This is a genomic window from Sphaerisporangium sp. NPDC049002 (assembly GCF_040649355.1).
In the GTDB taxonomy this organism is placed as follows: Bacteria; Actinomycetota; Actinomycetes; order Streptosporangiales; family Streptosporangiaceae; genus Sphaerisporangium.
Genome location: NZ_JBEZFH010000024.1, coordinates 25,930 through 51,271 on the forward strand (window position 1 = coordinate 25,930; position 25,342 = coordinate 51,271).

The 25,342-nt window shown below is 71.8% G+C and carries 21 protein-coding genes and 1 pseudogene; 2 read left to right on the forward strand and 20 right to left on the reverse strand.

Going from position 1 to position 25,342, the window contains the following annotated elements:
* The first annotated feature begins 11 nt into the window (after positions 1–11).
* Together AB0B89_RS08100 and AB0B89_RS08105 are read left to right on the forward strand one after the other, a co-directional pair.
* The gene (locus AB0B89_RS08100) at positions 12–596 is read left to right on the forward strand and encodes a GNAT family N-acetyltransferase (protein WP_358549848.1); all 585 of its coding nucleotides are present in this window, start codon (positions 12–14) and stop codon (positions 594–596) included.
* A 149-nt stretch (positions 597–745) separates the two neighbouring features.
* The gene (locus AB0B89_RS08105) at positions 746–1,615 is read left to right on the forward strand and encodes a 1,4-dihydroxy-2-naphthoate polyprenyltransferase (protein ID WP_358549850.1); all 870 of its coding nucleotides are present in this window, start codon (positions 746–748) and stop codon (positions 1,613–1,615) included.
* Positions 1,616–1,752: 137 nt separating this feature from the next.
* On the opposite strand, the gene dapB is transcribed toward AB0B89_RS08105, so the two are convergent.
* The 20 genes and pseudogenes from dapB to infB form a co-directional block, all read right to left on the reverse strand.
* On the reverse strand, positions 1,753–2,490 hold the full coding sequence (gene dapB, locus AB0B89_RS08110; protein ID WP_358549852.1) for a 4-hydroxy-tetrahydrodipicolinate reductase: 738 nt from the start codon (positions 2,488–2,490) through the stop codon (positions 1,753–1,755).
* Positions 2,491–2,562: 72 nt separating this feature from the next.
* Positions 2,563–3,873 carry a pitrilysin family protein gene (locus AB0B89_RS08115; RefSeq protein WP_358549854.1) on the reverse strand — a complete coding sequence of 437 codons (1,311 nt, stop codon included), beginning with the start codon at positions 3,871–3,873 and terminating at the stop codon, positions 2,563–2,565.
* Entirely contained in the window at positions 3,870–6,194 is a 2,325-nt protein-coding gene (locus tag AB0B89_RS08120; RefSeq protein WP_358549856.1) for a polyribonucleotide nucleotidyltransferase, read from the reverse strand. The genes AB0B89_RS08115 and AB0B89_RS08120 overlap by 4 nt, the downstream gene beginning before the upstream one ends.
* Before the next feature lie 412 nt (positions 6,195–6,606).
* Positions 6,607–6,876, reverse strand: coding sequence for a 30S ribosomal protein S15 (rpsO, locus tag AB0B89_RS08125; protein ID WP_358549860.1), 270 nt, complete (start codon positions 6,874–6,876; stop codon positions 6,607–6,609).
* Between the two features lie 254 nt (positions 6,877–7,130).
* Positions 7,131–8,081: a bifunctional riboflavin kinase/FAD synthetase gene (locus AB0B89_RS08130; protein WP_358549890.1), complete on the reverse strand. Its 951-nt coding sequence runs from the start codon at positions 8,079–8,081 to the stop codon at positions 7,131–7,133.
* A gap of 299 nt (positions 8,082–8,380) precedes the next feature.
* The gene (locus tag AB0B89_RS08135; RefSeq protein ID WP_358549862.1) at positions 8,381–9,487 is read right to left on the reverse strand and encodes a pyridoxal-phosphate dependent enzyme; all 1,107 of its coding nucleotides are present in this window, start codon (positions 9,485–9,487) and stop codon (positions 8,381–8,383) included.
* A gap of 316 nt (positions 9,488–9,803) precedes the next feature.
* Positions 9,804–11,111 (reverse strand): allantoicase, encoded by a 1,308-nt coding sequence (gene alc, locus AB0B89_RS08140; RefSeq protein WP_358549864.1) that lies wholly within the window; start codon positions 11,109–11,111, stop codon positions 9,804–9,806.
* Positions 11,108–11,851 carry an aspartate/glutamate racemase family protein gene (locus AB0B89_RS08145; RefSeq protein ID WP_358549866.1) on the reverse strand — a complete coding sequence of 248 codons (744 nt, stop codon included), beginning with the start codon at positions 11,849–11,851 and terminating at the stop codon, positions 11,108–11,110. The genes alc and AB0B89_RS08145 overlap by 4 nt, the downstream gene beginning before the upstream one ends.
* Positions 11,848–13,209, reverse strand: a complete 1,362-nt coding sequence (gene allB / locus AB0B89_RS08150) for an allantoinase AllB (protein ID WP_358549868.1) — start codon at positions 13,207–13,209, stop codon at positions 11,848–11,850. The genes AB0B89_RS08145 and allB overlap by 4 nt, the downstream gene beginning before the upstream one ends.
* 2 nt (positions 13,210–13,211) lie before the next feature.
* Positions 13,212–13,796 carry an LOG family protein gene (locus tag AB0B89_RS08155; RefSeq protein ID WP_358549870.1) on the reverse strand — a complete coding sequence of 195 codons (585 nt, stop codon included), beginning with the start codon at positions 13,794–13,796 and terminating at the stop codon, positions 13,212–13,214.
* Positions 13,771–14,730, reverse strand: coding sequence for a hypothetical protein (locus AB0B89_RS08160; protein ID WP_358549872.1), 960 nt, complete (start codon positions 14,728–14,730; stop codon positions 13,771–13,773). Before AB0B89_RS08160 ends, AB0B89_RS08155 begins: the two co-directional genes overlap by 26 nt.
* Positions 14,717–15,505 carry a hypothetical protein gene (locus AB0B89_RS08165; protein WP_358549874.1) on the reverse strand — a complete coding sequence of 263 codons (789 nt, stop codon included), beginning with the start codon at positions 15,503–15,505 and terminating at the stop codon, positions 14,717–14,719. The genes AB0B89_RS08160 and AB0B89_RS08165 overlap by 14 nt, the downstream gene beginning before the upstream one ends.
* Positions 15,502–17,607, reverse strand: coding sequence for a PfkB family carbohydrate kinase (locus AB0B89_RS08170; protein ID WP_358549876.1), 2,106 nt, complete (start codon positions 17,605–17,607; stop codon positions 15,502–15,504). Before AB0B89_RS08170 ends, AB0B89_RS08165 begins: the two co-directional genes overlap by 4 nt.
* Positions 17,608–17,652: 45 nt before the next feature.
* Positions 17,653–19,332: an APC family permease gene (locus AB0B89_RS08175; protein WP_358549878.1), complete on the reverse strand. Its 1,680-nt coding sequence runs from the start codon at positions 19,330–19,332 to the stop codon at positions 17,653–17,655.
* Positions 19,333–19,419: 87 nt separating this feature from the next.
* The gene (locus AB0B89_RS08180; protein WP_358549880.1) at positions 19,420–20,247 is read right to left on the reverse strand and encodes a GntR family transcriptional regulator; all 828 of its coding nucleotides are present in this window, start codon (positions 20,245–20,247) and stop codon (positions 19,420–19,422) included.
* Positions 20,248–20,439: 192 nt separating this feature from the next.
* The gene (truB, locus tag AB0B89_RS08185; protein WP_358549882.1) at positions 20,440–21,363 is read right to left on the reverse strand and encodes a tRNA pseudouridine(55) synthase TruB; all 924 of its coding nucleotides are present in this window, start codon (positions 21,361–21,363) and stop codon (positions 20,440–20,442) included.
* A 47-nt stretch (positions 21,364–21,410) separates the two neighbouring features.
* Positions 21,411–22,439 (reverse strand): bifunctional oligoribonuclease/PAP phosphatase NrnA, encoded by a 1,029-nt coding sequence (locus AB0B89_RS08190; RefSeq protein ID WP_358549884.1) that lies wholly within the window; start codon positions 22,437–22,439, stop codon positions 21,411–21,413.
* Positions 22,439–22,939, reverse strand: coding sequence for a 30S ribosome-binding factor RbfA (gene rbfA, locus AB0B89_RS08195; RefSeq protein ID WP_358549892.1), 501 nt, complete (start codon positions 22,937–22,939; stop codon positions 22,439–22,441). The genes AB0B89_RS08190 and rbfA overlap by 1 nt, the downstream gene beginning before the upstream one ends.
* 67 nt (positions 22,940–23,006) lie before the next feature.
* Positions 23,007–23,306 (reverse strand): DUF503 domain-containing protein, encoded by a 300-nt coding sequence (locus tag AB0B89_RS08200; RefSeq protein WP_358549886.1) that lies wholly within the window; start codon positions 23,304–23,306, stop codon positions 23,007–23,009.
* An 87-nt stretch (positions 23,307–23,393) separates the two neighbouring features.
* Positions 23,394–25,250 (reverse strand): annotated as a pseudogene (gene infB, locus AB0B89_RS08205) (translation initiation factor IF-2); the annotation flags it as partial.
* Positions 25,251–25,342: the final 92 nt, after the last annotated feature.

Below are 25,342 nucleotides of genomic sequence, written 5' to 3' on the forward strand. Positions count from 1 at the left end.
GGCCGGCCGACATGGCAGACGTGGGGGTACGCGCCGCGCGACGCGAGGACGTCCCAGCGGTGACGGCCACCCAGATCCGGGCCTGGAAGAGCGGATACCGCCATCTCCTGCCCGAGGGGCCTCTGGAGCAGATGACCGGCCCGTCGGCCGAGGAGCTGTGGAAGCGCCAGTGGGAGGAGGCCGTCACGACCCCGCCGACGCCGCGCCACCGCCTCCTGGTCGCCGTCGAGACCGAGGACGCCCTGAGCTCCCTGGCGAGCGGGCACGGCGAGCCGGGCGGCCAGCGGGTGGTCGGGATGGCCTCGCACGCCCCCGCCGAGGACCCCGACCTCGACCCCTCCACCACGGCCGAGCTGCTCACGATGCTCGTCGACCCCGAGCACGTCCGCCGGGGCCACGGCAGCCGCCTGCTCAACGCGACCGTCGACCACCTCCGCGACGACGGCTTCTCCACCGTGGTCACCTGGGTCTTCGCCGACGACGAGGCGATGGTGGGCTTCCTGACCTCCGCCGGGTGGGGCCCCGACGAGGCCGAGCGCATCCTCGACATGGGCCGCCCGATCCGCATGATCCGCCTCACGACCGACATCAGCTGACCTCCCGCCCCGGCCGGCCGCAGGAAGCCCGGCGCACGCCCCCGTCACAAGGCAGGGCGTGCCATGAAATAGCCTGCATACGCGAATTTCCCCGGGCCCGTGGAGCGAGCGCTCCCGCCGAGGACCCGATCTTCCGAAGAGGGGCGACGTTGGCGACACCCGCTCAGTGGCTCGCGGGGGCACGGCCCCGCACCCTTCCCGCGGCGGTGGTCCCCGTCGCCGTGGGCACGGGCGTGGCCGTCTCGTACGGCGGAGCGGTCTGGTGGCGAGCCCTCCTGGCCCTGTTCGTGGCGCTGATCCTCCAGGTGGGCGTCAACTACGCCAACGACTACAGCGACGGCGTGCGCGGCACCGACGAGGACCGCGTGGGCCCGCTCCGGCTCGTCGGCTCGCGGGTGGCCGCTCCCCGGTCGGTGCTGCTGGCCGCGCTCGGGTGCTTCCTCGCGGCGGCGGTCGCGGGGCTCGTGCTGGTCGTGGTGACCGGGGCCTGGTGGCTGCTGATCGTCGGCGCGCTGGCGATCGCCGCCGCCTGGTTCTACACCGGAGGCTCCCGCCCGTACGGCTACCGCGCGCTCGGCGAGATCTCGGTGTTCGTCTTCTTCGGCCTGGTGGCCGTGGCCGGCACCACGTACGTGCAGCTGGAAAGCCTCCCTTGGGCCGCCGTGGCGGCGGCGGTGCCGGTCGGGCTGCTGGCCTGCGCGCTGCTCGTCGTGAACAACCTGCGCGACATCACGACCGACGGCCCGGCGGGCAAGCGCACGCTCGCCGTCGTGCTCGGCGACACCCGCACCCGCGTGCTCTACAGCACCTGCCTGCTGCTGCCGTTCGCCGTCGCGCTGGCCCTGGCGTTCGTACGGCCGTTCACCCTGCTGACCGTGCTCGCGCTGCCGCTCGCCCTCGGCCCGGTCAGGGCCGTGCAGGGCGGGGGGATCGGACGCTCCCTGATCACCACACTCCAGCAGACCGGTCGTCTCCAGCTCGCTTTCGGCCTGCTCTTCACGATCGGCCTGGCACTCTGAAAGATCGGCCTGCGCCCTGAAGGATCGGCCTGCGTCCTGAATGCCTCTGCCCGCCCGTAAGGCTTGACGTCGCACCAAGGCCCTTCCACGGCCGTGGAAGGGCCCTCCAGAGCCCATCCCGCCCCGCGGAGAAGGGCTCAGAGGTCGAGAAGGTTCTCCAGGCCGACGGTGAGGCCCGGGAGGTCGCGTACGCGGCGGACCCCGAGGAGCACGCCGGGGGTGAACGACGAGCGGTTCATCGTGTCGTGGCGGATCGTGAGGATCTCGCCGTCGCCGCCCAGCAGCACCTCCTGGTGGGCGATCAGGCCCGCCAGGCGCACCCCGTGGACCCGCACGCCGTCGACGTCGGCCCCTCGGGCGCCGTCGAGCTCGGAGGTCGTGGCGTCCGGCATGGCGCCGAGGCCCGCCTTGCGCCGCGCCTCGGCCACCAGCTCGGCCGTACGCCGGGCCGTGCCCGAGGGGGCGTCGGCCTTGCCCGGATGGTGGAGCTCGACGATCTCGACGGACTCGAAGTAGCGCGCGGCCTGCTGGGCGAAGTGCATCATCAGTACGGCGGCGATGCCGAAGTTGGGGGCGATCAAAGCGTTCACGCCCGGGTGCGCGGCGAGCAGGCTCCGCACGGTCGCGAGGCGGCTCGCGTCGAACCCGGTGGTGCCCACCACGGGGTGGACGCCGTGCTCGACGCACCACTTCAGGTTGTCCATGACCACGTCGGGATGGGTGAAGTCGACCACCACCTCGGCGGGGGTCAGCGACTCGATGGGATCGCCGGCGTCGACCGCCGCCACCAGTTCCATGTCGTCCGCCGCGTGGACGGCCTTGCAGACTTCGACACCGACGCGCCCGCGGGCGCCCAGAACTCCAACCCTGATCACGACGCCCAAGCGTAGCGCGAACAACAGGCCCGGGCCCCTCGCGGGGACCCGGGCCTGGTGACGTCACGGCCGTCAGCCGACGAAGGCGCTGAAGTCCTTGTCGCCGTACGGCCCGATGACGGCCAGCGTCATCGGCTGGGAAAGGATCTCCCTGGCCACGGAGTCGACCTCCTCGGGGGTGACGGCGTCGATGCGCGCCAGCACCTCGTCGACCGGCATCAGCGTGTCGTACACCAGCTCGCTCTTGCCGATGCGCGACATGCGGGAGCCGGTGTCCTCCAGACCGAGCACGAGGCCGCCGCGCATCTGGCCCTTGCCGCGCCCGATCTCGTCCTCGGTGATGCTCTCGGCGACGACCCGGGTGATCTCCTCGCGGCAGATCTTCAGCACCTCGTCGACCTTGGCGGGAAGGCATCCCACGTAGATCCCGAACTGGCCGGTGTCGGCGTACTGGGCCGTGAAGCTGTACGCCGAGTAGGCCAGGCCGCGCTTCTCCCGGATCTCCTGGAAGAGCCGGGACGACATGCCCCCGCCCAGGGCGGCGTTGAGCACGCCCAGGGCGAAGCGCCGGTCGTCCGTACGCGAGAACGCGGTCGTGCCGAGGACCAGGTTGGCCTGCTCGGTCGGCCGGTCGACCACGCGCACGCCGGAGCGCGGCGAGGCGCCCTCGCCGGTCAGGCGCGGCGGGACCGGAGTGCCGGTGCCGCCGAGCGCGCCCGCCCGCTGGTAGGCCGTGGCCACCAGCTCCACCACCCGCTCGTGGGTGACGTTGCCGCACACCGACACGACGGTGTGCGGGGGCTGGTAGTAGCTCTGGTAGTACTCGGCGATGCGGTCGCGCGTCAGGTCGTTGATCGACTCGACCGACCCGAGGATGGGCCGCCCGATCGGGGTGTCGCCGTACAGCTCCGCCGAGAACTGCTCGTGCACGACGTCCGACGGGTCGTCGTCGTGCATGGCGATCTCCTCCAGGATCACGCCGCGCTCGGACTCGACGTCCTCGGCGGTGATCAGGGAGGAGGTCACGACGTCGGCCAGCACGTCGATGGCCAGCGGCAGATCCTCGTCGAGCACCCGCGCGTAGTAGCAGGTGTACTCCTTGGCGGTGAACGCGTTGATCTCGCCGCCGATGCCCTCGATCGCCGCGGAGATCTCCAGGGCGTCGCGGGTGGGAGTGCCCTTGAACAGCAGGTGTTCGAGGAAGTGGGTGGCCCCCGTGTGCTCGGAGGCCTCGTCACGCGACCCGATGCCGACCCACATGCCGACCGCGACGGAACGTACGGTCGGCATGGTCTCGGTCACCACCCGGAGACCACCGGGAAGGACGGTGCGCTGCACGACCCCGGCACCGTCCCTGCCGGGGTGCAGAGTGGTGGTCGTCACGAGTTGCGGTCGTCCCGGCCGCCGCGGGTGCGCGACCGGCGCGGCCGGTCGCCGCCCCGCTCGCCGCGGTCGCCGCGCTCGTCACGCGGCTCGGAGTCGGCCTGGCTCGGGACCTCCTCGGTGGAGCCTCCCTCGGCCTTGGCCGCGGCCTCCTTCTCGATGACCTCGACGGGGACCAGGGAGAGCTTGCCGCGCGAGTCGATCTCGGCGATCTCCACCTGGATCTTGTCGCCGACGTTCATGACGTCCTCGACGTTCTCGATGCGCTTGCCGCCGTGCAGCTTGCGGATCTGGGAGACGTGCAGCAGGCCGTCCTTGCCGGGCAGCAGGCTGACGAACGCGCCGAAGGCCGCGATCTTGACGACCGTGCCCAGGTAGCGCTCGCCGATCTCCGGCATGTGCGGGTTCGCGATCGAGTTGATCGTGGTCCGCGCGGCCTCGGCCGACGGGCCGTCGGTCGCGCCGATGTAGATCGTGCCGTCGTCCTCGATCGTGATCTCGGCGCCGGTGTCGTCCTGGATCTGGTTGATCATCTTGCCCTTCGGGCCGATGACCTCGCCGATCTTGTCGACCGGGACCTTGATCGTGATGATGCGCGGCGCGGTCGGGTTCATCTCCGCAGGGGAGTCGATCGCCTCCTGCATCACGTCGAGGATCGCGAGACGGGCCGCCTTGGCCTGCTTGAGCGCGCCCGCCAGGACCGACGCCGGGATGCCGTCGAGCTTGGTGTCGAGCTGCAGCGCCGTGATGACGTCACGGGTGCCGGCGACCTTGAAGTCCATGTCGCCCATGGCGTCCTCGGCACCGAGGATGTCGGTCAGCGTGACGAACTGGCCGTCCTCGCCGATGAGACCCATCGCGATGCCCGCGACCATCTCCTTGAGCGGGACACCCGCGTCGAGGAGCGCCATGGTCGAGGCGCAGACCGAGCCCATGCTGGTCGAGCCGTTGGACCCGAGCGCCTCCGACACCTGGCGGATGGCGTACGGGAACTCCTCGCGGCTCGGGAGCACCGGCACGAGCGCCCGCTCGGCGAGCGCGCCGTGGCCGATCTCGCGGCGCTTGGGCGAGCCCACGCGGCCGGTCTCACCGGTGGAGTACGGCGGGAAGTTGTAGTTGTGCATGTAGCGCTTGGTGCGCTCGGGGTTGAGCGTGTCGATCATCTGCTCCATGCGGAGCATGTTCAGCGTGGTGATGCCCAGGATCTGGGTCTCTCCACGCTCGAACAGGGCCGACCCGTGGACCCTCGGGACCACCTGGACCTCGGCGCTGAGCTGCCGGATGTCCTTGGTCCCCCGGCCGTCGATGCGGACGCCCTCGTTGATCACGCGCTCGCGCATGAGCTTCTTGGTGAGCGAGCGGAAGGCCGCGGAGATCTCCTTCTCGCGACCCTCGAAGTCGGGGCCGAGCTTCTCCAGGGCGAGTGCCTTCACCCGGTCGAGCTCGGTCTCGCGCTCCTTCTTGCCGGCGATCGTCAGCGCGGAGGCCAGCTCGCTGCGCACCGCGCCCACGACGGCCTCGTAGGCGTCCTCCTGGTAGTCGAGGAAGACGGGGAACTGCGCGGTCTCCTTGGCGGCGACCTGAGCGATCTTGTTCTGCGCCTCGACGAGCACCTTGATGAACGGCTTCGCCGCCTCCAGGCCCTCGGCCACGGTCTCCTCGGTGGGAGCGACCGCGCCCTCGCCGACGAGCTTGAGCGTGTCGCGGGTGGACTCGGCCTCGACCATCATGATCGCGACGTCGCCGTCCTCCAGGACCCGGCCGGCCACGACCATGTCGAAGGTCGCGCCCTCCAGCTCCGAGTGGGTCGGGAACGCCACCCACTGGCCGCTGATCAGTGCGACGCGGACGCCGCCGATCGGGCCGGAGAAGGGCAGGCCGGCCAGCTGCGTCGACAGGCTCGCGGCGTTGATGGCCACGACGTCGTACAGGTGGTCGGGGTTGAGCGCCATGATCGTCGCCACGACCTGGACCTCGTTGCGCAGGCCCTTGACGAAGGACGGGCGCAGCGGGCGGTCGATCAGGCGGCAGGTGAGGATGGCGTCCTCGGACGGCCGGCCCTCACGGCGGAAGAACGAACCGGGGATCCGGCCCGCGGCGTACATCCGCTCCTCGACATCCACGGTGAGCGGGAAGAAGTCCAGGCTCTCCTTGGGATGCTTGGACGCGGTGGTGGCGGACAAGACCATCGTGTCGTCGTCCAGGTAGACGACGGAGCTTCCCGCCGCCTGACGCGCGAGCCGCCCGGTCTCGAACCGGATGGTACGCGTTCCGAATGAGCCGTTGTCGATCACGGCTTCCGTGCTGTGGACACCCTCCACGGGGGACCTCCTTGGGTCGTCGCCCGCGTCCGTGCTGTGCTCGCACTCGCTCAGGCACGCGCCGGCCGACCGGTATCGTCGCGGTCGGCTCGCTCGTGCCTGGCTCCGTTATGCCGGCTCCCCGTCATGTGCAGCGCCGGTCTTCGATCGAAGCACCCGGGCTGTACGGCGTGATCGCCGTCGACATCCGGAAGCCACTACCGAGGACCGGCCCGCAGGCGTCACGGGAACGCGCGTTTGTGCTGTGCGGACGCGGGGCACTTTCTCGGCTCTTCAGTTGTCGTGCTAGAGGCAAGTTTGCTCAGAAGCGGCCTCGCGCCGCGTCGCGACGCGCCGACCGGATTTCTCCATATCAGGGATGCCTTTGCCCTGATATGAGAGAGGGAGCGGCACGATGCCGCTCCCCTCCACACTATCGGCGCAGACCGAGCCGCTCGATCAGGGTGCGGTAGCGCGCGATGTCCTTGCTGGCGAGGTACTTCAGCAGGCGGCGGCGACGGCCGACCAGCAGCAGCAGCCCACGGCGGCTGTGGTGGTCGTGCTTGTGGGTCTTGAGGTGCTCGGTGAGCTCGCTGATGCGCTTGCTCAGCAGCGCGATCTGCACCTCGGGGGACCCGGTGTCACCGTCTCCGGTTCCGTACTCGCTGATGATCGTCTTCTTGGCGGCGGTGTCGAGCGACACGGCTCTCCTTCAACTGTCTACGGGCACACGTCAGATGATTGCTTACGAACGACCGTGTATGCCTACAGTCGCCGTAACCGGTCGACGGGCAGCGCGCAGCGCGCCGAAACCGAGCCGACACGTCAGGCTACCATCGCCCTGGCATCACCGTGGACAGCCCCGTGAACGGCCCCATGGACGGCGCCGTGCGCCTCGCCCCCGCGCGGCCACCAGGCGATCGGCCGGTTCAGGCCCTCGCGACCGGCCGCCGCCGATCAGCCGCCGATCAGGCGGCGGGCCTCGTCGACGTCGCGGTGCATCTGCTCGATCAGCGCGTCGACGGAGTCGAACTTCAGCGTGTCGCGGAGCCGCACGGCGAAGTCGACGACGACGTGGGCACCGTAGAGATCGAGATCGTCGCGGTCGAGTGCGTAGGCCTCGACCGTGCGCTCGACCCCCTCGAACGTCGGGTTGGTGCCGATGGAGATCGCCGCCGGCCACCGCTTCCCCTCGTACGGCGAGGGGGACTGCGTGCACTCAAGCCAGCCCGCGTACACGCCGTCGGCCGGGATCGCGGTGAACGCGGGGGACTCGATGTTGGCCGTGGGGAAGCCGAGCAGCGCCCGGCCACGCTGGTGCCCGCGGACGACCACGCCCTCGACGCGGTGGGGACGCCCGAGCGCCTCGGCCGCCGCCGCTACGTCACCCGCCGCCAGGCTCTCTCTGACCAGGCTGGAGGAAATCGCCTCGCCACTGCTGACCAGGGGGACCGCCTCCGCCACGAAGTCGTACTTCTCACCGAGCTGGCGGAGCGTCTCGACGTCGCCCGCCGCCTTGTGGCCGAAGCGGAAGTTCTCCCCGACCACCACGCCCGCGGCGTGCAGCCGGTCGACGAGGACCGCCTGGACGAACTCGTCGGGGGTCATGCGGGAGAAGTCCAGCGTGAACGGCAGGACGCACACCGCGTCGACGCCGAGCGCGCCCAGCAGCTCGGTGCGGTGCCGCGCCGTGGTGAGCCGGGGCGGGTGGCTCCCGGGCCTCACCACCTCGTCGGGGTGGGGGTCGAAGGTGATCACTACAGAGGGAAGTCCCAGGCCGGCCGCCATGGCGACGGCACGTTCGACCATGCGCTGATGGCCTTGGTGCACACCGTCGAACACCCCGATCGTGATGACAGACCTGCCCCAGTCTCCGGGCACGTCGTCGAGTCCGTGCCAGCCCTGCACCTCGACCTCGCTCCTGTGCTGATGGTCACGCTCACCCAAGCCTGCCATGCGGATCGGATTTCACCGCACGGGGACGAGGGTAGCCCAGCGGCACGGGGCGCCGGGCGACGCCCCTGCCACTCCCCCGCCCGGCCGGTGCCCGCATACCGGTGGACTCATGCGAGCTCCCCGAAGCGCGCTTCGCCCGGACGGCGGCGGCGCTTCCCCACCCTATCGCCGCCCCCGCCGAGCCCCGATCTCCGATCTCCGGACGGGCGACCCCCGTACGGCCGCGCGCGCCGCCCGGCCCGTACGGGCGGTCACATCGACGCCTTGAGCCCCGAGCCGCAGAGCGGGGCCACGACGGTGCCCTCCCCGAAAGGGGAGCCGCCCGTGCGCAGCCGGCGCACCGCGGCGTACGCGACGGCGCCCGTCGGCTCGACCCAGAGCCCCCGTGCGGCCAGGGCGGCGTGCGCCGCGCCGATCTCGTCGTCCGACACGGTGACGACCGCCCCGCCGGTCTCCCGGACGATCTCCAGCATGCGGGCGCCCCGCGCGGGCGCGGCGATGGCGATGCCCTCGGCCACGGTCTTCCCCGGAGCGACCGGCCCGACGTCGTCGCTCCCGGCGGCGAACGCGGCGGCCACGGGCGCGCACCGCTCCGCCTGCACGGCCACGATGCGCGGGAGACGGTCGACGAGCCCGGCGGCGCGCAGCCCGGCGAACCCGAGGTGGGCGCCGAGGACGAGCGTGCCGTTGCCCGCGGGCAGGACCAGCGTGGCGGGAGCGGTCCCGCCGAGTTGCTCGAAGATCTCCAGGGCGTAGGTCTTGGTGCCTTCGTAGAAGTAGGGGTTGTAGACGTGGCTGGCGTAGAAGGCACCGGTCGCCTCCACCCGCTCGGCCGCCGCCCTGGCCGTGTCCTCGCGCGACCCCTCGACCACCGTGACCGTGGCTCCGTGCCCCCGGATCTGCAGGAGCTTCTTCTCGCTGGTGCCCGACGGCACGAAGATCTCGGCGGCCACGCCCGCGCGGGCCGCGTACGCCGCGACGGCCGTGCCCGCGTTGCCGCTGCTGTCGGCGACCAGCCGGGTGGCGCCGAGTACGCGGGCGAGGGCCACGAGCACGACCGCGCCCCTGTCCTTGAACGAGCCCGTGGGCGAGACGTACTCCAGCTTGAGCCGCACCCCCTCCTCGCCGTGCAGGGATGCCTCGATCAGCGGGGTCATGCCCTCGCCCAGGCTGAGACGGCGGCCCGGCACGGGGATGGCGTCCTCGTAGCGCCACAGGGAATGGTCGCCGGGCCGGGGGCTCCAGCTCAGCGCGGTGGGAGCGAGATCGAGCGTCCCTCCGCAGTCGCACCTCCACCGCTCGGCCGTGGGGGCGTGGGAACGCCCGCAGGAGCACTCGTAGCGCGGGAGGTCAGGCATCATCGCGGGCCTTTCAGGTGACGCGCCGGCACGTCGAGGGAGACCGCACGGCCACGATCAAGAGACGCCCGGTGCTCCGTTTGACGGGAACACCCCATCTTCGCCTGCTCCCGCACCCCGCTCGCAGGCCCGGCCCCCGACGCACCCACTCTCAGACCCGACCCCTGACGCACCCCACTCTCAGACCCGACCCCTGACGCACCCCACTCTCAGACCCGACCCCTGACGCACCCCACTCTCAGACCCGGCCCCTGACGCACGCCGCTGTCAAGCCCAGCCCCTGACGCACCCCCCGACCCCTGAACGCGCGCCGCTCTCAGGCCCGGCCGCGGATGAGATACGCGAGGACCTCCCCGGCGATACCCCCGGGCAGGTCCCCGGAGAGTGGCCTCGCGGCCAGCGCGCCCGCGATGTCCGCCTCCGGTACGCCCTCCGCGGCGAGGCAGGACGCGGCCTGACTTTCCGGCAACGCGTTGAACCAGCGCAGGCCGGCACGGATCCGGGCGGAGGGCTCGACCGCGCCGACCAGCCGGACCCGGGAGATGCCCCCGTCGGGGAACGCGTCGATCCGCACGGCGGTCACCGCCTCGCCGGGCTCGCGCAGGGTGAACACGTGCCGGGTGTCGGGCCGTATCCTCGTGCGCGGCAGCACCGGGAACCACGGCGGCGAGCCCGGCTCGGAGGGCGGAGCGCCGTCCCCGAGCCCACCGTCCCCGAGCCCGCCGTCCCCGAGCCCCCGGTCGCCGAGCCCGCCGTCGCCGAGCCCGAGCGTGCCGTCCCTGAGCCCACCGTCCCCGGGGGCGCGGCCGTACAGCGCGACCTCGGCGGAGGCGTTGTACTTGAAGTGGCTGGTGTCGATCTCCACCTGCCGCAGCCGCCCCGTCGCGGCGAGCCTGATCACCGCGAAGTCGTGACCGTCGTCCCTGCGGCGGCCGGTCTCCCAGCCCTCCCCCATGGTGCGCGCCCGGTCCGGGCGGTTGAGCAGCTCGGCAGAGGTGTAGAAGGCGTCGCTGCTGCCCACCACTAGGCCGCCCTGGTCCTGGCCCGCCAGGTCGAAGGTCAGGCCGTCCCAGTGCCTCGGATCGGGCACGACCTCGCCGTGAACGCGCAGCCGTGCCACTCCCCCGTCCGGATGGATCGACAGCCTGACATGGGTGAACCGGCGGGGATCGGACACGGCGAACACGTTGTGCCCGTCCCCCTTCAGGGGGCTGCGGGGCACGATCTCGATCCATCCCGCGTCCGGGGACGTGAGCTCGTCCACCCCGGGGTATCCCTCCATCCCGCAGGCCTCCACGTGGCAGTACGGGGGGTAGTTGCCGGTGAAGAAGCTGGTGTCCACGTCGACACCGGTGATCACGCCGGGCGCGCCGAGCCTGATGATCGCCCAGTCGTGGCCGGGCTCCCCGCGCCGCCGCCGGGTCTCCCACCCGTCGACGATCTCCCCCCGGTGGTCGTAGCGACCAGGCACGAAGTCCGCGGCGGCCGGGACCAGCAGGTTCTCCTTGAAGCCGAACGACTCGTCGCTCGCGGCGACCACACCGGCGCCGAGCCACCGGGACGCCAGGTCGACGCCGGCCATGCCCGTCGCGCCGGGCGGGGTCGCGGGGTCTTCGGGGTTCATCGGGCCTCCATGCCGAGGTGCCGGGACAGTGGCCATCCGGTGATGGCCTTGGGGTCCGGCGGCGCGTACGTACAGACCTTGCTGGTGCGCAGGCCGAGTCCGACCAGGGCCTCGGCCAGGCGCACGCCGGCGGCGACGCCGTCGACCACGGGCACGCCGAGCCGCGCGGTGATCGCCTCGTCCAGCCCGGCCATGCCGCCGCACCCGAGGCAGACCACCTCGGCGTGGTCGTCGCGCACGGCGCGCTCGGCCTCGGCCACGATCGCCTCCATGGCGGCGGCCGGGTCGCGGTCGACGTCCAGGGTGGACAACCCGCAGGAGCGGACCGATGCGCACCGCTCGGCGAGCCCCGCGAGCCTCAGCCGGTCCTCGATCGCGCCGACCGAGCGCTGGAGCGTGGTCACCACCGAGTAGGCGCGGCCGATCAGCTGCGCCACGTGGGCCGAGCACTCGGCGATGTCCAGGACGGGGACCTCGACGATCTCCTGCACGCCCTCGCGCCCGTGCTCGCCGAACCCGGCCATCACCACCGCGTCGTACGGCTCGCCGATGGTCATGATCCGGTCCATGACCGCGACCGCCGAAAGGTAGCTCTCCATCGCGCAGTCGATCGCCTCCGGGCCGTACAGGGGCCGCACGGCGAGGATCTCGGTGCCCGGCGAGGCCGCCCGCCGCGCCGTCTCGGCGATGGAGGCGGTCATGGACTCCGAGGTGTTGGGGTTGACGACAAGGATCTTCATGAGGCGCCCTCCAGGCGGTGCGCCGTACGGGCCAGCAGCCGTCCGGCGGGATGGAGCGGGTCGATGTCGCGCCCGCGCAGCCAGGTGCGGCGGACCGTCCCGTACAGACGCCGGCCGGTGTACGGGCCGACCGGCTGGCGGTGGTGCAGATCCTCCACGCGCACGGTGAAGCCCTCGTCGGGGGCGAAGACGCACAGGTCGGCGTCGTATCCGGGGGCGATCCTGCCCTTGGCGGCGAGGCCCGCGAGGCGTGCGGGGCGCTCGCTCATCCACCGGACGACCTCGGCCAGGGAGATCCCGCGACGACGGGCTTCGGTCCACACGACCGGCAGCGCGAGCTGTAGCGAGGAGATGCCGCCCCAGGCGGCGCCGAAGTCGCCGGTGTCGCGGTGCTTGAGCTCGGCCGCGCAGGGCGAGTGGTCGGAGACCACCAGGTCGAGGGTGCCCCGGACCAGCCCCGACCACAGGGGCTCGCGGTTGGCGGCCTCCCTGATCGGCGGGCAGCACGCGAACTCCGTGGCGCCGTCGGGGATCTCCTCGGCGCACAGCGAGAGGTAGTGGGGGCAGGTCTCGGCGGTGATCCGCACGCCGTCGCGGCGGGCGGCCGCGATCAGCGGCAGCGCCTCGGCGCCGGACAGGTGCACGATGTGGGCGCGGGCACCGGTCCGCCTGGCCGCGCCGATCACCGTGGCGACGGCGGCCCGCTCGACGCGGGCGGGACGCGAGGCGAGGAAGTCCCGGTAGCGCCGCCCTCCCGGCGGCGGGCAGCTCGCCAGCTTGGCCTCGCTCTCGGCGTGTACGAGCAGCACGGCGTCGAGCTCGCGCAGCGCCCGCATCGCCGTGAGGAGCCCGTCCTCCGACAGCGGGGGGAAGTCCGGGGCGCCGGAGTCGGCCAGGAAGCACTTGAAGCCGAGGACCCCGGCCCGGTGCAGCGCGGCCAGCTCCCCGGTGTTTGCGGGGATCGCCCCGCCCCAGAAGCCGACGTCGACGTGGCACCGCCCCAAGGCGGCGGCGCGCTTGGCCGCGAGCGCCGCGACGTCGACGGTGGCCGGGACGCTGTCCACCGGCATGTCGACGAGCGTCGTGATCCCGCCCGCCGCCGCGGCGCGGGTGGCGCTGGCGAACCCCTCCCACTCGGTGTGGCCCGGCTCGTTGATGTGGACGTGCGAGTCGACCAGGCCGGGCAGCAGCACCGCGTCCGGCCCCAGCTCGACCACCTCGGCGGCGCCGGGGAAGGCCGTGCCGTGGGGCGCGACGGCGGCGACGCGGCCGCCGCGCACCGAGACCGTGGCCGGGGCCTCGCGGCGGCCGGTGACGGCCCGGCGGGCGTGGATCACCAGGTCCGGCGGCGCTTCCACGCTCAGCCCCGGGGACGGGGGACGGTGGCCTGCGCGAGGGTCCGCTCCAGCAGGGTCAGGGCCTCGCCGACGTCCTCGGCCACGGGCGCGAGCCCCAGGTCGTCCGCGCCGACGACCAGTTCGGCCGCGAACGCCTCCCGCAGCCGCCGCCAGCGGGCGCCGAGCAGCACCAGCCGGGCCGCGCCCGGCTCTGTCTGCAGGGCGGACCAGACCACGGCGGCCTCGCCGAGCGTGCCCACCCCGCCGGGGAGGGCCACCACCGCGTCGGCGGCGAGCAGGTGGCGCAGCCGTCCGGCGTAGTCGTCCGCCCAGCGGAGCTCGGTGCACCACGGGCTCGGGGTGAGCCCGGTCCAGCCCCTCATGGGCAGCCCGACCACCGCCGCCCCGGCCTCGCGCGCGCCCCGGGCGGCGGCCCCCATCAGCCCGCCGTACCCGCCGGTCATCACCCGCCAGCCCCGGCCGCCGAGCGCCGCGCCGAGGGCGAAGGCCTGGTGCCAGGCGGGGTCGGGGGCCTCCAGCCGCGCCGATCCGACGATCGCCACGGTGGGAGCCCCCGGCGCCTCATCCGGCGACGAGCTGGTACCCACGGATCCCCTTCTTGGTGGACAGGCTGATCAGGGCTCCGCGCAGCACGCCCTCGGAGTACTCGCTTCCCGGGTTGATCGAGCGGGAGCGGCCGATGCCGGCCTCGCCCCGGGACTCGTGGATGTGCCCGTGCAGGCCGAGCAGCGGCTGGTAGGTGGTCATCGCGTCGCGTACGGCCTGCGAGCCGACCCCGGTGATCACCGGGCTTCCCGACTTCAGCACCGGGCGGAACTCGGCGTCCAGGGCCATGGCCTGGTCGATCGGGGTGTCCTTGGGCGGCACGTGCAGGTTGAAGATGGCCTTGGAGGTGTCGGGGACCTTGGCCGCCTCACGGTTGATGCGCTCGGCGAGCTGGTCCTCGGGCAGCTCCCGGGGGGAGTCCCACGGGGTGGGGTTGGAGTAGCCGACCGAGATCATCGTGAAGCCGCCGGGCAGCTCGACCAGTTGCCCCTCGGGGTTGATCAGCATGTCGGAGGAGCCGAGCACGTCGTCGACGAACAGGGGGTCGTCGTTGCCCGGCGCGAGCAGGCACATGATCCCGGTGCCCGCCAGCCGCTCCTCCGCCAGCGACATCCACGCCGACAGCGTCTGGTGCATGTGCTTGCGGAAGGTCTCCTCGACCAGCTCCGGGCGCTCGCGGAACTCGGCGATCTCGTCGGGGGTGGTGTCGTAGGCGTAGAACCCGGCGTCCGCGATGAGTTTGCGCAGGGCGGGCAGTTCGGCGGCCCCGACCTCACGGTCACGGCCGAACAGGTGGGAGCGGTACCGCCCGCCGGTGCCCTCGACGATGGGCACCAGCATCTTGCCGGTGATGTCGCCACCCATGATCAGCACGTCGGCCCCGTAGAACTTGCCGGCGTTGACGAACTTGCGGAAGCAGCGGTCCGAACCGTGGATGTCGGTGGCAAAGAAGATCTTGACGTCACGACTGCGCATCGATCGGCCCTCCAATCTCGTCGGGGAGGTCGTACCAGGGCACGCGGCGGCCCACCGCGTTGCGCGCCCGCCACTTCAGCGACTTCGGGGCGGCGGCGAGCACCTCGCCGAGCCCGCGTACCCGGCCGCCGACCGCCTCCGCCTCGGCCGGGCCGAGCAGCTCGGCGGCGAGGGCGGGAAGCCGGGCGAGGTTGTCGGTGAAGGTCGTGTACCAGCCCCAGTCCGTGCTCGTGATCCTCACGAGCCGGTCGGAGCTGATGTGGTCGATCCCGGTCCCCCGCGCGTCCGGCGCCGCGACCTCGTGGGTGAGCAGGATCGTCAGCGCGTCCGTCAGGTCCTTGCGGTTGACCTCCACCACCTGCAGCTTGGTGAGCAGCAGGTCGGCGGGCGAGAGCGTCTCCGGGTGCAGCGAGAGCCGGTCGGCGAGGTCCATGCTGTGGCACATCTGGAACCCACCCACGAACACGTCGAGCTTGCGGTCGTTGGGCTCGTCGGCGAACAGCATCCGCCGGTCGCCGCGCATGTTGTTGAACCGCACGTTGGGGACGTAGCCCAGCTCGGTCATGGCCGACCTGAACGCCCTGCCCTCCTTCGGGAGGATCACCAGGTCGATGTCGCCGTACTCCCGGCCCAGCGTGGCGGGCACGTCGCGGTGCCGGTGCCGCGCGACGGCGAGGCCGCCGATGAGCCGTACGGTGAGGCCGCGCCCGGCGAACGCGGAGGTGAGCCGGGTGGCCTCGGCCTCGATGTCGGCGAGGGGGACGGGAGCGCTCATGCCGGTTCTCCGATCACGACACGGTGGATCGTGTCGTAGTGCTCGGTCTTCGCCGCCTCGCTCGGGAAGTTGTAGCTCTTCTTGCCCAGCGCCTCGGCGAGGTGGAAGCCGATCAGGCTCAGCGGGAGCGCCGCCAGCAGCGGCGAGAACTCCTCGGGTACTCCGGGGGCCAGCGGCAGGTGCAGCGCGGGCCGCTCTGGGGCGAGGTCGCTGACGACGATCGGGAAGGCCCCGATGAAGTCGAGCTCGCTCAGGATCTCCGCCGCCCGGTCGGCTCCGGCTCCCGAGGGGGCGACCATGACCACCGGGGTTCCGGCCGAGCTCACGAAGTACTCCTCGTGAGCCCATTCCTCGATGTTGGTGCTCACCCCGACGACCTGCGGGCCCTCGAACAGCTTGGCCGCGCCGAACTTCGCCGACGACTCGTTGGGCCCCGCCCCGAGGAAGGTGATCCAGCCGTGCCCGGCCAGCGACCGCGCCGCCTTGTCCGCCGGGCCCGCGTTGGCCCGCAGGGTCCGCTCGGCCAGCGCGGGTACGGCCGTGAGCGCGGCGCGCGCGGCGGAGGTGTCCCGCCCGCGGGCCCGCGCCCACCGCAGGGCCAGGTCGTCCAGGGTGGCGACCATGCCGAGGTAGGTGCTGGTGCCGGGTGAGAAGCCGAGGGTCGGCACCCCGATGGGCAGCACCAGCTCGGCCGCCTCGGCCAGCGCGCCGCTCTGGTTGTTGGTCAGCGCGATGGCCAGATGGCCGAACCTGCGTGCCTGCACCACCGCCTCGGTGGTGCGCCCTACCCTGCCGGAGAACGACACGCACACGACGGCGCTCCGCTCCGGCAGGTAACGCACCTGGTAGCGGGCGAAGTCGAGGGCGTGCACGGCCCGAGCGGAGATCTGGGTGTGCCGCTGGAACGCCAGCGCCGTGGCCAGCCCGGCGAAGTAGGAGTCGCCGCAGCCGACCATGAACAGATGCTCGATGCCGCGATCGGCCAGGATCCGCGCGATGCGCTCCACGTGGCCGTCGGGGTCGTCCAGGTGCTGGGCGATCACGTCCGGGATCATGGCGATCTCCCGGCGCATCACGTCGATGTCGTACGCGGGCTCCTCGGCGGCGGACGCGGCGGACCCCCCCGGGGTGGGCGGGGCGACCGGCCCCGGGGTGGGCGCGGCGCCCGATCCGGTGGGCAGGGCCGCGAACCGCCGCCGGGCGGTCTCCCGGTCGAGACCCGCCAGGGCCAGCGAGCCGTACTCCTCGATCGCCCACGCCGCTGTGGCCGCGCCGCGCCGTACGGCCGCCGGCAACGTCAGGCCGCAGGCCAGCGCGGCGGCCAGCGCACCGCAGAAGGTGTCCCCGGCGCCGGTGGTGTCGACGGCGTTCGCCGGGTAGGCCACGACCCGCTCGGGCGCCGCCATGCCCTCCGCGTCGATCAGGGCGCCCTCGGCCCCGAGCTTCACCACCACCGCCGGGACGCCGCGCCGCCGGAGCAGCGCCGCCGCCCGGGGCGGGTCGTCGTAGCCGGCCAGCTCGGCCAGTTCCTCCCTGCTGGGGACGAACACGTCGGCGCGCGTGGCCAGCCGCAGGACGGCCTCGGGATCGCCGGCCCAGTCCTCGTGGGTGTCCAGCGTGATCAGCGCGCCTGGGGCGCGGGTCCTGATGTGGTCGACCAGCTCGGCCGCCGCGGGCAGGGGCATGGCCGCGATGTGCACCACGGGCGCCGGGTCGTCCGCCAGCCAGCCGTCCGGGAGGTCCTCCGGCCGCACCGCGACCTCGCGTGATCGTTCCCTCGGGGTCCGGTACAGCCAGTGCCGCCGCCCGTCGTCCTCGTAGACCACCCAGTTGCGGACCGTGGGACCTTCGACGGTCCGCACCCCGGTGGTGTCCACCTCCAGCCGGTCGAGCGTGTCGAGGATCCCGGCGGGGAGGTCGTCGCCACGCCTGGTGACGATCCCGGCCGCCGGGTTCCACAGCCGCGCCGCCAGCACCGCGTACACGGCGTTGCCACCGGGGCTGGCCATACGCACCGTGCCGTCGGACCGTACGACGTCGTCGATGGTCAGGTTGCCGATGACGAGCACGCGCCGCGGGTTCGCGGTACTGGTCGGACGCATCTGTACTGCTCCTTCGTGATCTCTGGTGGGCGGGGGCGGGGCCGGTCACTCCGGCGGGATCTCCCGGTAGACCAGGCTGAGGTCGACGCCCCTGCTGCGGTTGATCAGGCGGGCCGCGACGTACCAGACCACTCCGGTCGCGACGACGCCGAACATGAACCAGAGCGAGAGCTGCCGGGTCACCGCGAACATGGAGTTGATCGTGTCGTCGGCGATGAACGTGATCATCAGCGCGCCGAGGGAGAGCACGCCGCCCGCGCCGGCCAGCGCGACCGCCGGGATGCCGAACACCCGCTTGCCGCCCGCCGACTCCCAGACGTTGCGCAGCCGGTACGGGAAGACAACCCCGGCCAGAGACACGATGATGAATGCCAGGATCTGCGCGAGCAGGGCGCCGAGCAGGCTGGCGTCCGACCAGTTGACCAGGGCGATCAGGGCGAGCTCGCCGGTGATGACGCAGAGCACGATGGCCTTCACCGGGGTGTGGAACCGCTCGCTGACGTCGCCGAGCTTCTGCGGCACCGTGCGGTCGAGGGACCAGGCGAGCATGTACCGGGTCGCCTGCATCGTCGACAGCGGGGTGCCCATCACCGCCCAGATCACGAAGCCGACGCCGATGAGGAGCAGCAGGAAGACGTTGTGCGTCAGCAGCGCGGCCAGGAAGTTGAAGCCGGGCGGCAGCCCGGCGGGCAGGCCGAGGGTGTCGGGGGCGGCCCCGGCCAGGTAGCCCAGGCTGCCGAGCCACTGGGGGCTCACGTTGCTGGTGAGCACGACCGTGAGCAGGGCGAGCACGAGACCGTTGATCAGCACGCCGCCGACCATGGCGCGGTACTGGGTCTTGGACGCCCGCTTGATCTCGCCGCCGATCTGCGCGGAGCCCTGCGCGTAACCGACCACGAAGAACACCCATGGCAGCATCAGCAGGGTGTCGACGAAGCTGAACGGCGCGGCGTTGCCGGTGTAGCCGGCCTTCTCGGCCGCCGGGATGATCTGGTCGAAGCTCAGCCCGTGGTTCCTGCCGGCGAACTCGTTCCAGCCGGCGGAGATGTGCCCGCCGTTGAAGAGCAGCAGCGCGAAGGACACGAGGAGGCTGACGCCCGCGACGGCGAACAGGAACTTCTGCCACCGCCAGTACCGCTGGCCGCCCAGCACGATGAGCACGCCGAAGCCGACGGTGATGATCGTGCCGAGGCCGAGGACCCACCACTGGGTGGTGATGCCGAGCAGGTCGTGCTTGGCGAGGAGCGCGTTGCCCATGTCGAGCCAGACCGCCTGGCCGGTGACCGACGTCAGCGTCGCCAGCGCGGCGGGCACCGCGAAGGTGAGCGCGAAGTAGGCGTTGAACCCGATCCAGAAGAAGATCATCCACAGGCCCTGGCTCCAGGAGAGCAGGAATCCGAGGATGGGATGCAGCGTGCGGCTGACGAACACGTAGTCGCCGCCCGATCGCGGCATCGCGGCGGAGAACTCGGCGTACACCCTGAGCAGCGTGAACGCCATCAGCAGGGTGCCGATGACCACCGCGAGCAGCATGTTGCCCCCGGAGAACGCCGTCTGCGCCTGAAGGAAGAGGAAGACGCCGCCGACCGCGACGTTCATCCCGAAAGTGTTCATCACGAAGGCGTCGAAGAACGACACCTCGCGGATCAGTCCGGTGGCGTTCCGGACGAAGACGCCGGCCTGCCTGTCGGAGGAGGACGCCGGTATTTGACTCGATGTGGCCACGGCAATGGCCCCTCTCTGTGGAGCGGTGGAGCTATGGAGCTAGGGAGCCGCGGAGCCGGCCGGCCGTGGGACCGCCGATCCGCGCGGCTATGCCGTCGGGGATGTCGTGGGGGGTGTTCGACCAGGCTGGAAGCCCACACCGTGCTGGGGATGGCTCTCGATCTCGAACCTGAACCGGTCGGCCTGGTAGAGGACCTGCGAGAACTCCACAGGGACGCCGTGCTGGTCGTGGGTCACGGCCTCCACCCGGAGCAGCGCCTCGCCCACCGGGACCTGGAGGTGACCGGCGTGCTCGGGAAGCGCCCTGACCACCTCGATGACGTTCCGCGCGGAGGTCATCACCGTCCCGTACCGCTCATGCAGCAGTTCGTAGAGCGACCCGGTCAGGTCCGCGTCGCCGAGGCCGGGGAACAGCGAGACCGGCAACGACGCCGTGAGCAGCACCACCGGTTCGCCCGACAGGAACGCCACCCGTCGCAGGCGGAAGACCTCCGCGCCGGTCGGGAGCCTGAGCGCCGTGGCGACCGGCTCGGGCGCGGGGACCGTCTCCGCCGCCAGCACCCGCATCGCGGCGGGCAGCCCCGTCGCGTTGAGCGTGGCCGTGAAGCTGGACAGCAGCTGGATCTCGGCGCCGACCTTGGCCTCGCGGACGTAGGTGCCACGCCCTCGCGTCCTGGTCAGGTAGCCGTCCTTGGCGAGCGCCAGGATCGCCTGCCGCACGGGGGCCAGGCTGACCCCGAGACGTGCCGCGTACTCCTTCTCCTGCACGAGTTTCTGACCGGGGGCGAGGCGTCCGGACACGATCTGGTCGAGCAGCAGCCGGTAGATCTGCTCGTGGTAGGGGACGGGAGATCCGCGATCGATCTCCACCGGCGGTTCGGGGGATGGAGAGTCCGGTGACTCAGACGACCTCATACCGAGGAACGTAAAGATTATAAGTTTCTAATCTATTACTGGAATGTTGCGTTTCGGCAGCGAGCCCCGCAAGCCCCCCGCTCTGACGTGCGACAACACCATCGCATCCCGGTAACGGCGGACAACAAAGGGCAAGTAAAAAGCCGGCCCCCCGCGCGCGAGGGGCCGGCTGAGCGCCGAGGGACGTCCCGTCTAGGGGACGAAGACGGCGAGGGGCTTGGCGGTCCTGCCGTGCTCCTCGACCAGGGCGAGGAGCGTGCCGTCGGGGGCGAATACGCCGATGGGACCGGACCCGAGGCCCGCCGAGGGCAGGCGCCCGCCGTGGGCGACCAGGGCGGCCTGCTCCTCCGACACGTCCATGCGCGGGAAGGCCGCCGCCACGGCGTCGGCGATCGGCAGGATCACACAGTCCTCCGCGAGCTGCTCGATCGTGCGGGCCGCCGACAGGTCGTACGGCCCGACGCGGGTGCGGCGCAGCCGGGTCAGATGGCCGCCGACGCCCAGCGCCGTCCCGAGGTCGCGGGCCAGCGAGCGGATGTACGTGCCGCTGGAGCAGCTCACCGACGCGTCCACCTCGACCACGTCCCCGTGGCGGCGGATGCCGGTGATCTCGAACGCGTGGACGGTGACAGGACGCGCCTGGAGCTGGACCTCCTCGCCCGCCCTGGCCCGCTTGTACGCGCGCTCACCGTTCACCTTGATGGCGCTGACCTGGGGTGGGACCTGCTGGATCGGACCGGTGAGGGCGGCCACGCCCGCCCGTACGGCCTCGTCGGTCACGTGGGCGGCGGAGGTCTCCGTGAGGGTCTCGCCCTCGGCGTCGTCGGTGTTGGTGGTCATCCCGAGGCGGATCGTGGCGTCATAGCCCTTCTCCGTGAGCGCCAGGTGCCCGAGCAGCCGGGTGGCCTTCTCGACGCCGATCACCAGCACCCCGGTGGCCATGGGGTCCAGGGTGCCCGCGTGGCCGACCCTGCGCGTGCCGGCCAGGCGCCGCATCTTGCCGACGACGTCGTGGGAGGTCCAGTCGGCGGGCTTGTCCACGATGACCAACCCGCTCGGCGGCGCCGGCCGCTTCGCGCGAACGGTGCCGTCGGTCCTGCTGCCCGCCGTGGTCATCGGGAACATCCTCGGAAAGTCATCGGCGCGGTCGCCGGTCGGACAGGTCAGGTGGAGGGGCCGATGAGCGAGCGGAACCTCGCCATGGTCTCCTCGGGCGAGTCGTGCGAGGTGAAGCCCGCCGCGCGCACGTGGCCGCCGCCGCCCAGGGCCGTGCAGGCGCGGCCGACGTCCACCTGGCCCTTGGAGCGCGTGGAGACCTGCCAGGCCCCGTCGTCGTCCTCCTTGAGGACCACGGCGACATCGGGCTCGTCGGTGCGGCGGATCACGTCGATGATGCCCTCGCACTCGTCGTACGGCAGGCAGTAGGCGGCCCGGTCGGCCGAGGTCACGAAGGTCCACACCAGGCCGAGCCCACCGGCGGCCCGCTCGTCCAGCGTGACCCGGTCGAGGGCCGCCGCGAGGATCTTGAGATAGGCGAACGGGGAGCGGTCCCACAGCTCGCGGGCGATCTCGTCGGTCCGCAGGCCCGTCGCGACCAGCCGCGCCGCCATCTCGTGCACGGCGGGCGTGGTGGAGGAGTGCCTGAACGACCCGGTGTCGGTGACCAGCCCGGTGTAGAGGCAGGTCGCGATGTCGCGGTCGACGCCGAGACCGAGCCGCGCCATCAGCTCCTCCACCAGCATGGAGGTGGAGGCGGCCGAGGAGTCGACGAGCTGGACGGTGCCGAACCCGGTGTTGGAGGGGTGGTGGTCCACCACGATCAGCTCGCGGGCCTTGCCGGCGTTCGGGGCGAGCAGGCCGAGGCGGTCGACCGTGGGGGCGTCGAAGCTGATCATCAGCTCCGGCTCGGCCGGGTACGCCGCCGGCTCGGCCAGCAGCTCCTGGCCGGGCAGGAAGCGCAGCAGGCGGGGCACCGCGAACCTGCGGTCACCGAAGGACGCCGCCACCCGCTTGCCGGCCCGGCGGAGCGCCATGCCGAACCCGAGCATCGAGCCGAGCGCGTCGCCGTCGGGGGCCACGTGGCAGACCAGCGCGACCTCGCCCGCGTCCCGCACCAGCTCGACGGCACGCCGCCAGTCGGCCTCCCGCACCGCGTGCGCGGGAGGCCGCTCAGGAGGTCGTACGTCCGGCATCACGGTGCGGAACGCCCCGCGCGGTCGGACGGCTCGGCGCCGAGCTCCGCTCGCAGGTCGTCATCGCCCTCGTCGTCTTCGTCGCCGGGCCTGCGGTACGGGTCGGCCTCGCCGGCGTGGACGGCGCCCTCGGCCTTCTTGGCGATCTCCTCGTCGCGGGCCTTGGCCTCGGCGAGCAGCTCGTCGAGGTGCCGGGCACTGTCGGGAAGGGGGTCGTGGCTGAAGGTCAGTGTCGGCGTGTGCCGTACGCCGGTCTGGCGTCCCACCTCCGAACGGATGACCCCCTTGGCGCTCTCAAGGGCGGCGGCGGTGTCGGCCCGCTCGGCCTCGGAGCCGAAGACGGTGTAGAAGACCGTCGCCTCACGGAGGTCACCGGTGATCTTCGTGTCGGTCACCGTCACGAAACCGAGGCGTGGATCCTTGATCCGGCGCTCCAGCATCTCGGCGACAATCTGCTGAATGCGGTCCGCAAGTTTACGGGCGCGTGCTGCGTCCACGATCGCGCTCCCCCTCTTTGTTCGCTTTACTCGCTTAACGGCCCACGGGATGGGTGGCTTCCCGAGGGCCCTAGTCCTCGTCCTCGGTGATCAGCCGCCGCCGGGCGGACAGCAGCTCGATCTCGGGGTGAAAGGCGATCAACCGCTCGCAGGCCTCAAGCACCTCACCGCAGTTCGCGGCCGTGGCGGACACCACGGCGACGCCGATCTCGCTACGGCGGTGGAGGTCGAGATGGCCGGTCTCGGCCACCGCGACCGCCGGGAACCGGCGGCGCACCTCGGCGATGAGAGGACGCACCACAGAGCGCTTCTGCTTCAGCGAACGAACGTCGCCCAGCAGGATGTCCAGAGTCAGAGCACCTATGTACATGGCTGTCGCCGCGATCCGCCGACCGAGGAAGACGGGGGTGTCCGTGGGAAGGACCCACGGACACCCGCCGTCATGCTTCCTTCACTGTCAGGCGCGCGGCTTCTCCCGCATCTCGAACGTCTCGATGACGTCGTCGATCTTGATGTCGTTGTACCCGACACCGATACCGCACTCGAAGCCCTCGCGGACCTCGGTCGCGTCGTCCTTGAAGCGGCGCAGCGACGAAACGGTGAGGTTGTCGGCCACGACGACACCGTCGCGGATGATGCGGGCCTTGCTGTTGCGGGTGATCGTGCCCGAGCGGACCAGACAGCCCGCCACGTTGCCGATCTTCGGAACCTTGAAGACGTCCCGGACCTCGGCCGTGCCGGTCTGGGCCTCCTCGAACTCCGGCTTCAGCATGCCCTTGAGGGCCGCCTCGATCTCCTCGATCGCCTGGTAGATGACCGAGTAGTAGCGGATGTCGACGCCCTCGCGCTCGGCCAGGTCGCGCGCCCGGACCTCGGGGCGCACGTTGAAGCCGATGATGACGGCGTTGTCGTCCGCGATGGCCAGGTTGACGTCGTACTCGGTGATCGCGCCGACGGCACGGTGGAGCACCCGGAGGCGCACCTCCTCGCCGACGTCGATCTTGAGCAGAGCGTCCTCCAGGGCCTCGACGGAACCGGAGACGTCACCCTTGATGATGAGCTTGAGCTCGTCGACCTTGCCCTTCTCCATGTCGCTGAAGAGCTCTTCGAGCGTGCGCCTGCGGCTGGACCTCGCCATGTCGGCGATGCGCTGCCGGGCCGCCCGCTGCTGGGCGATCTGGCGGGCCATGCGGTCGTCGGTGACGACGATGAAGTTGTCACCGGCGTTCGGGACGGCCGTGAGGCCGAGCACCAGCACCGGACGCGACGGGTCGGCCTCGGTGACGTTCTCGCCGCTGTCGTCCAGCATCGCCCGGACGCGGCCGAAGGCCTCGCCACAGACGATCGAGTCGCCGACCCGCAGGGTGCCGCGCTGCACGAGCACGGTCGCCACGGGGCCGCGGCCCTTGTCGAGGTGGGCCTCGATGGCGATGCCCTGGGCGTCCATCGTCGGGTTGGCACGGAGGTCGAGCTCCGCGTCGGCCGTCAGCAGGATCGCCTCAAGCAGGTCGTCGATGCCGAGCCCCTGCTTGGCGGAGATGTCGACGAACATCGTCGAGCCGCCGTACTCCTCGGCCACCAGACCGTACTCGGTGAGCTGGGCCCGCACCTTCGTCGGGTCCGCGCCCTCCTTGTCGATCTTGTTGACCGCGACCACGACGGGGACGCTCGCCGCGTGGGCGTGGTTGAGCGCCTCGATGGTCTGCGGCTTCACGCCGTCGTCGGCGGCGACCACCAGCACGGCGATGTCGGTCGCCTGGGCACCACGGGCTCGCATGGCGGTGAACGCCTCGTGACCCGGGGTGTCGATGAAGGTGATCTTGCGTTCCTGGCCCTCGTGCTCGGTCGCGACCTGGTAGGCGCCGATGTGCTGGGTGATGCCACCGGCCTCACGGGCCACCACGTTGGTGTTGCGGATGGCGTCCAGCAGCTTGGTCTTACCGTGGTCGACGTGACCCATGACCGTCACGACCGGCGGGCGCGCCGCGAGGTCGCTCTCGTCGCCCTCGTCCTCGCCGAACTCGATGTCGAAGGCCTCGAGAAGCTCGCGGTCCTCCTCCTCCGGGCTGACGACCTGGATGGCGTAGTTGAGCTCGGCGCCGAGAAGCTGCAGGGTCTCCTCGTTCACCGACTGGGTGGCGGTCACCATCTCGCCGAGGTGCAGCATGATCTGCACCAGCGACGCGGGGTTCGCACCGATCTTGTCGGCGAAGTCGGACAGCGAGGCTCCGCGCGGAAGGCGCAGGGTCTGGCCCGTGCCGCGAGGAACCTGCACGCCGCCGATCGAGGGGGCCTGCGATCGACGGCGCCTCCTCCCGGGCGCTCTTCCCCGCCGAGGAGGAGTTCGCCTGGGCGCTCACCGAGCTGGCCGTCGCCGAGGACGACGTACGGCGCGCCGCCCAGCTC

Bases quoted from the DNA above. Each gene is read 5' to 3' on its own strand.
- AB0B89_RS08100 (WP_358549848.1), top strand. From the start codon at position 12: ATGGCAGACGTGGGGGTACGCGCCGCGCGACGCGAGGACGTCCCAGCG.
- AB0B89_RS08135 (WP_358549862.1), bottom strand. From the start codon at position 9,487: ATGCCTGACCTCCCGCGCTACGAGTGCTCCTGCGGGCGTTCCCACGCC.
- alc (WP_358549864.1), bottom strand. From the start codon at position 11,111: ATGAACCCCGAAGACCCCGCGACCCCGCCCGGCGCGACGGGCATGGCC.
- AB0B89_RS08145 (WP_358549866.1), bottom strand. From the start codon at position 11,851: ATGAAGATCCTTGTCGTCAACCCCAACACCTCGGAGTCCATGACCGCC.
- AB0B89_RS08160 (WP_358549872.1), bottom strand. From the start codon at position 14,730: ATGCGCAGTCGTGACGTCAAGATCTTCTTTGCCACCGACATCCACGGT.
- AB0B89_RS08165 (WP_358549874.1), bottom strand. From the start codon at position 15,505: ATGAGCGCTCCCGTCCCCCTCGCCGACATCGAGGCCGAGGCCACCCGG.
- AB0B89_RS08170 (WP_358549876.1), bottom strand. From the start codon at position 17,607: ATGCGTCCGACCAGTACCGCGAACCCGCGGCGCGTGCTCGTCATCGGC.
- AB0B89_RS08180 (WP_358549880.1), bottom strand. From the start codon at position 20,247: ATGAGGTCGTCTGAGTCACCGGACTCTCCATCCCCCGAACCGCCGGTG.
- truB (WP_358549882.1), bottom strand. From the start codon at position 21,363: ATGACCACGGCGGGCAGCAGGACCGACGGCACCGTTCGCGCGAAGCGG.
- AB0B89_RS08190 (WP_358549884.1), bottom strand. From the start codon at position 22,439: ATGCCGGACGTACGACCTCCTGAGCGGCCTCCCGCGCACGCGGTGCGG.
- AB0B89_RS08200 (WP_358549886.1), bottom strand. From the start codon at position 23,306: ATGTACATAGGTGCTCTGACTCTGGACATCCTGCTGGGCGACGTTCGT.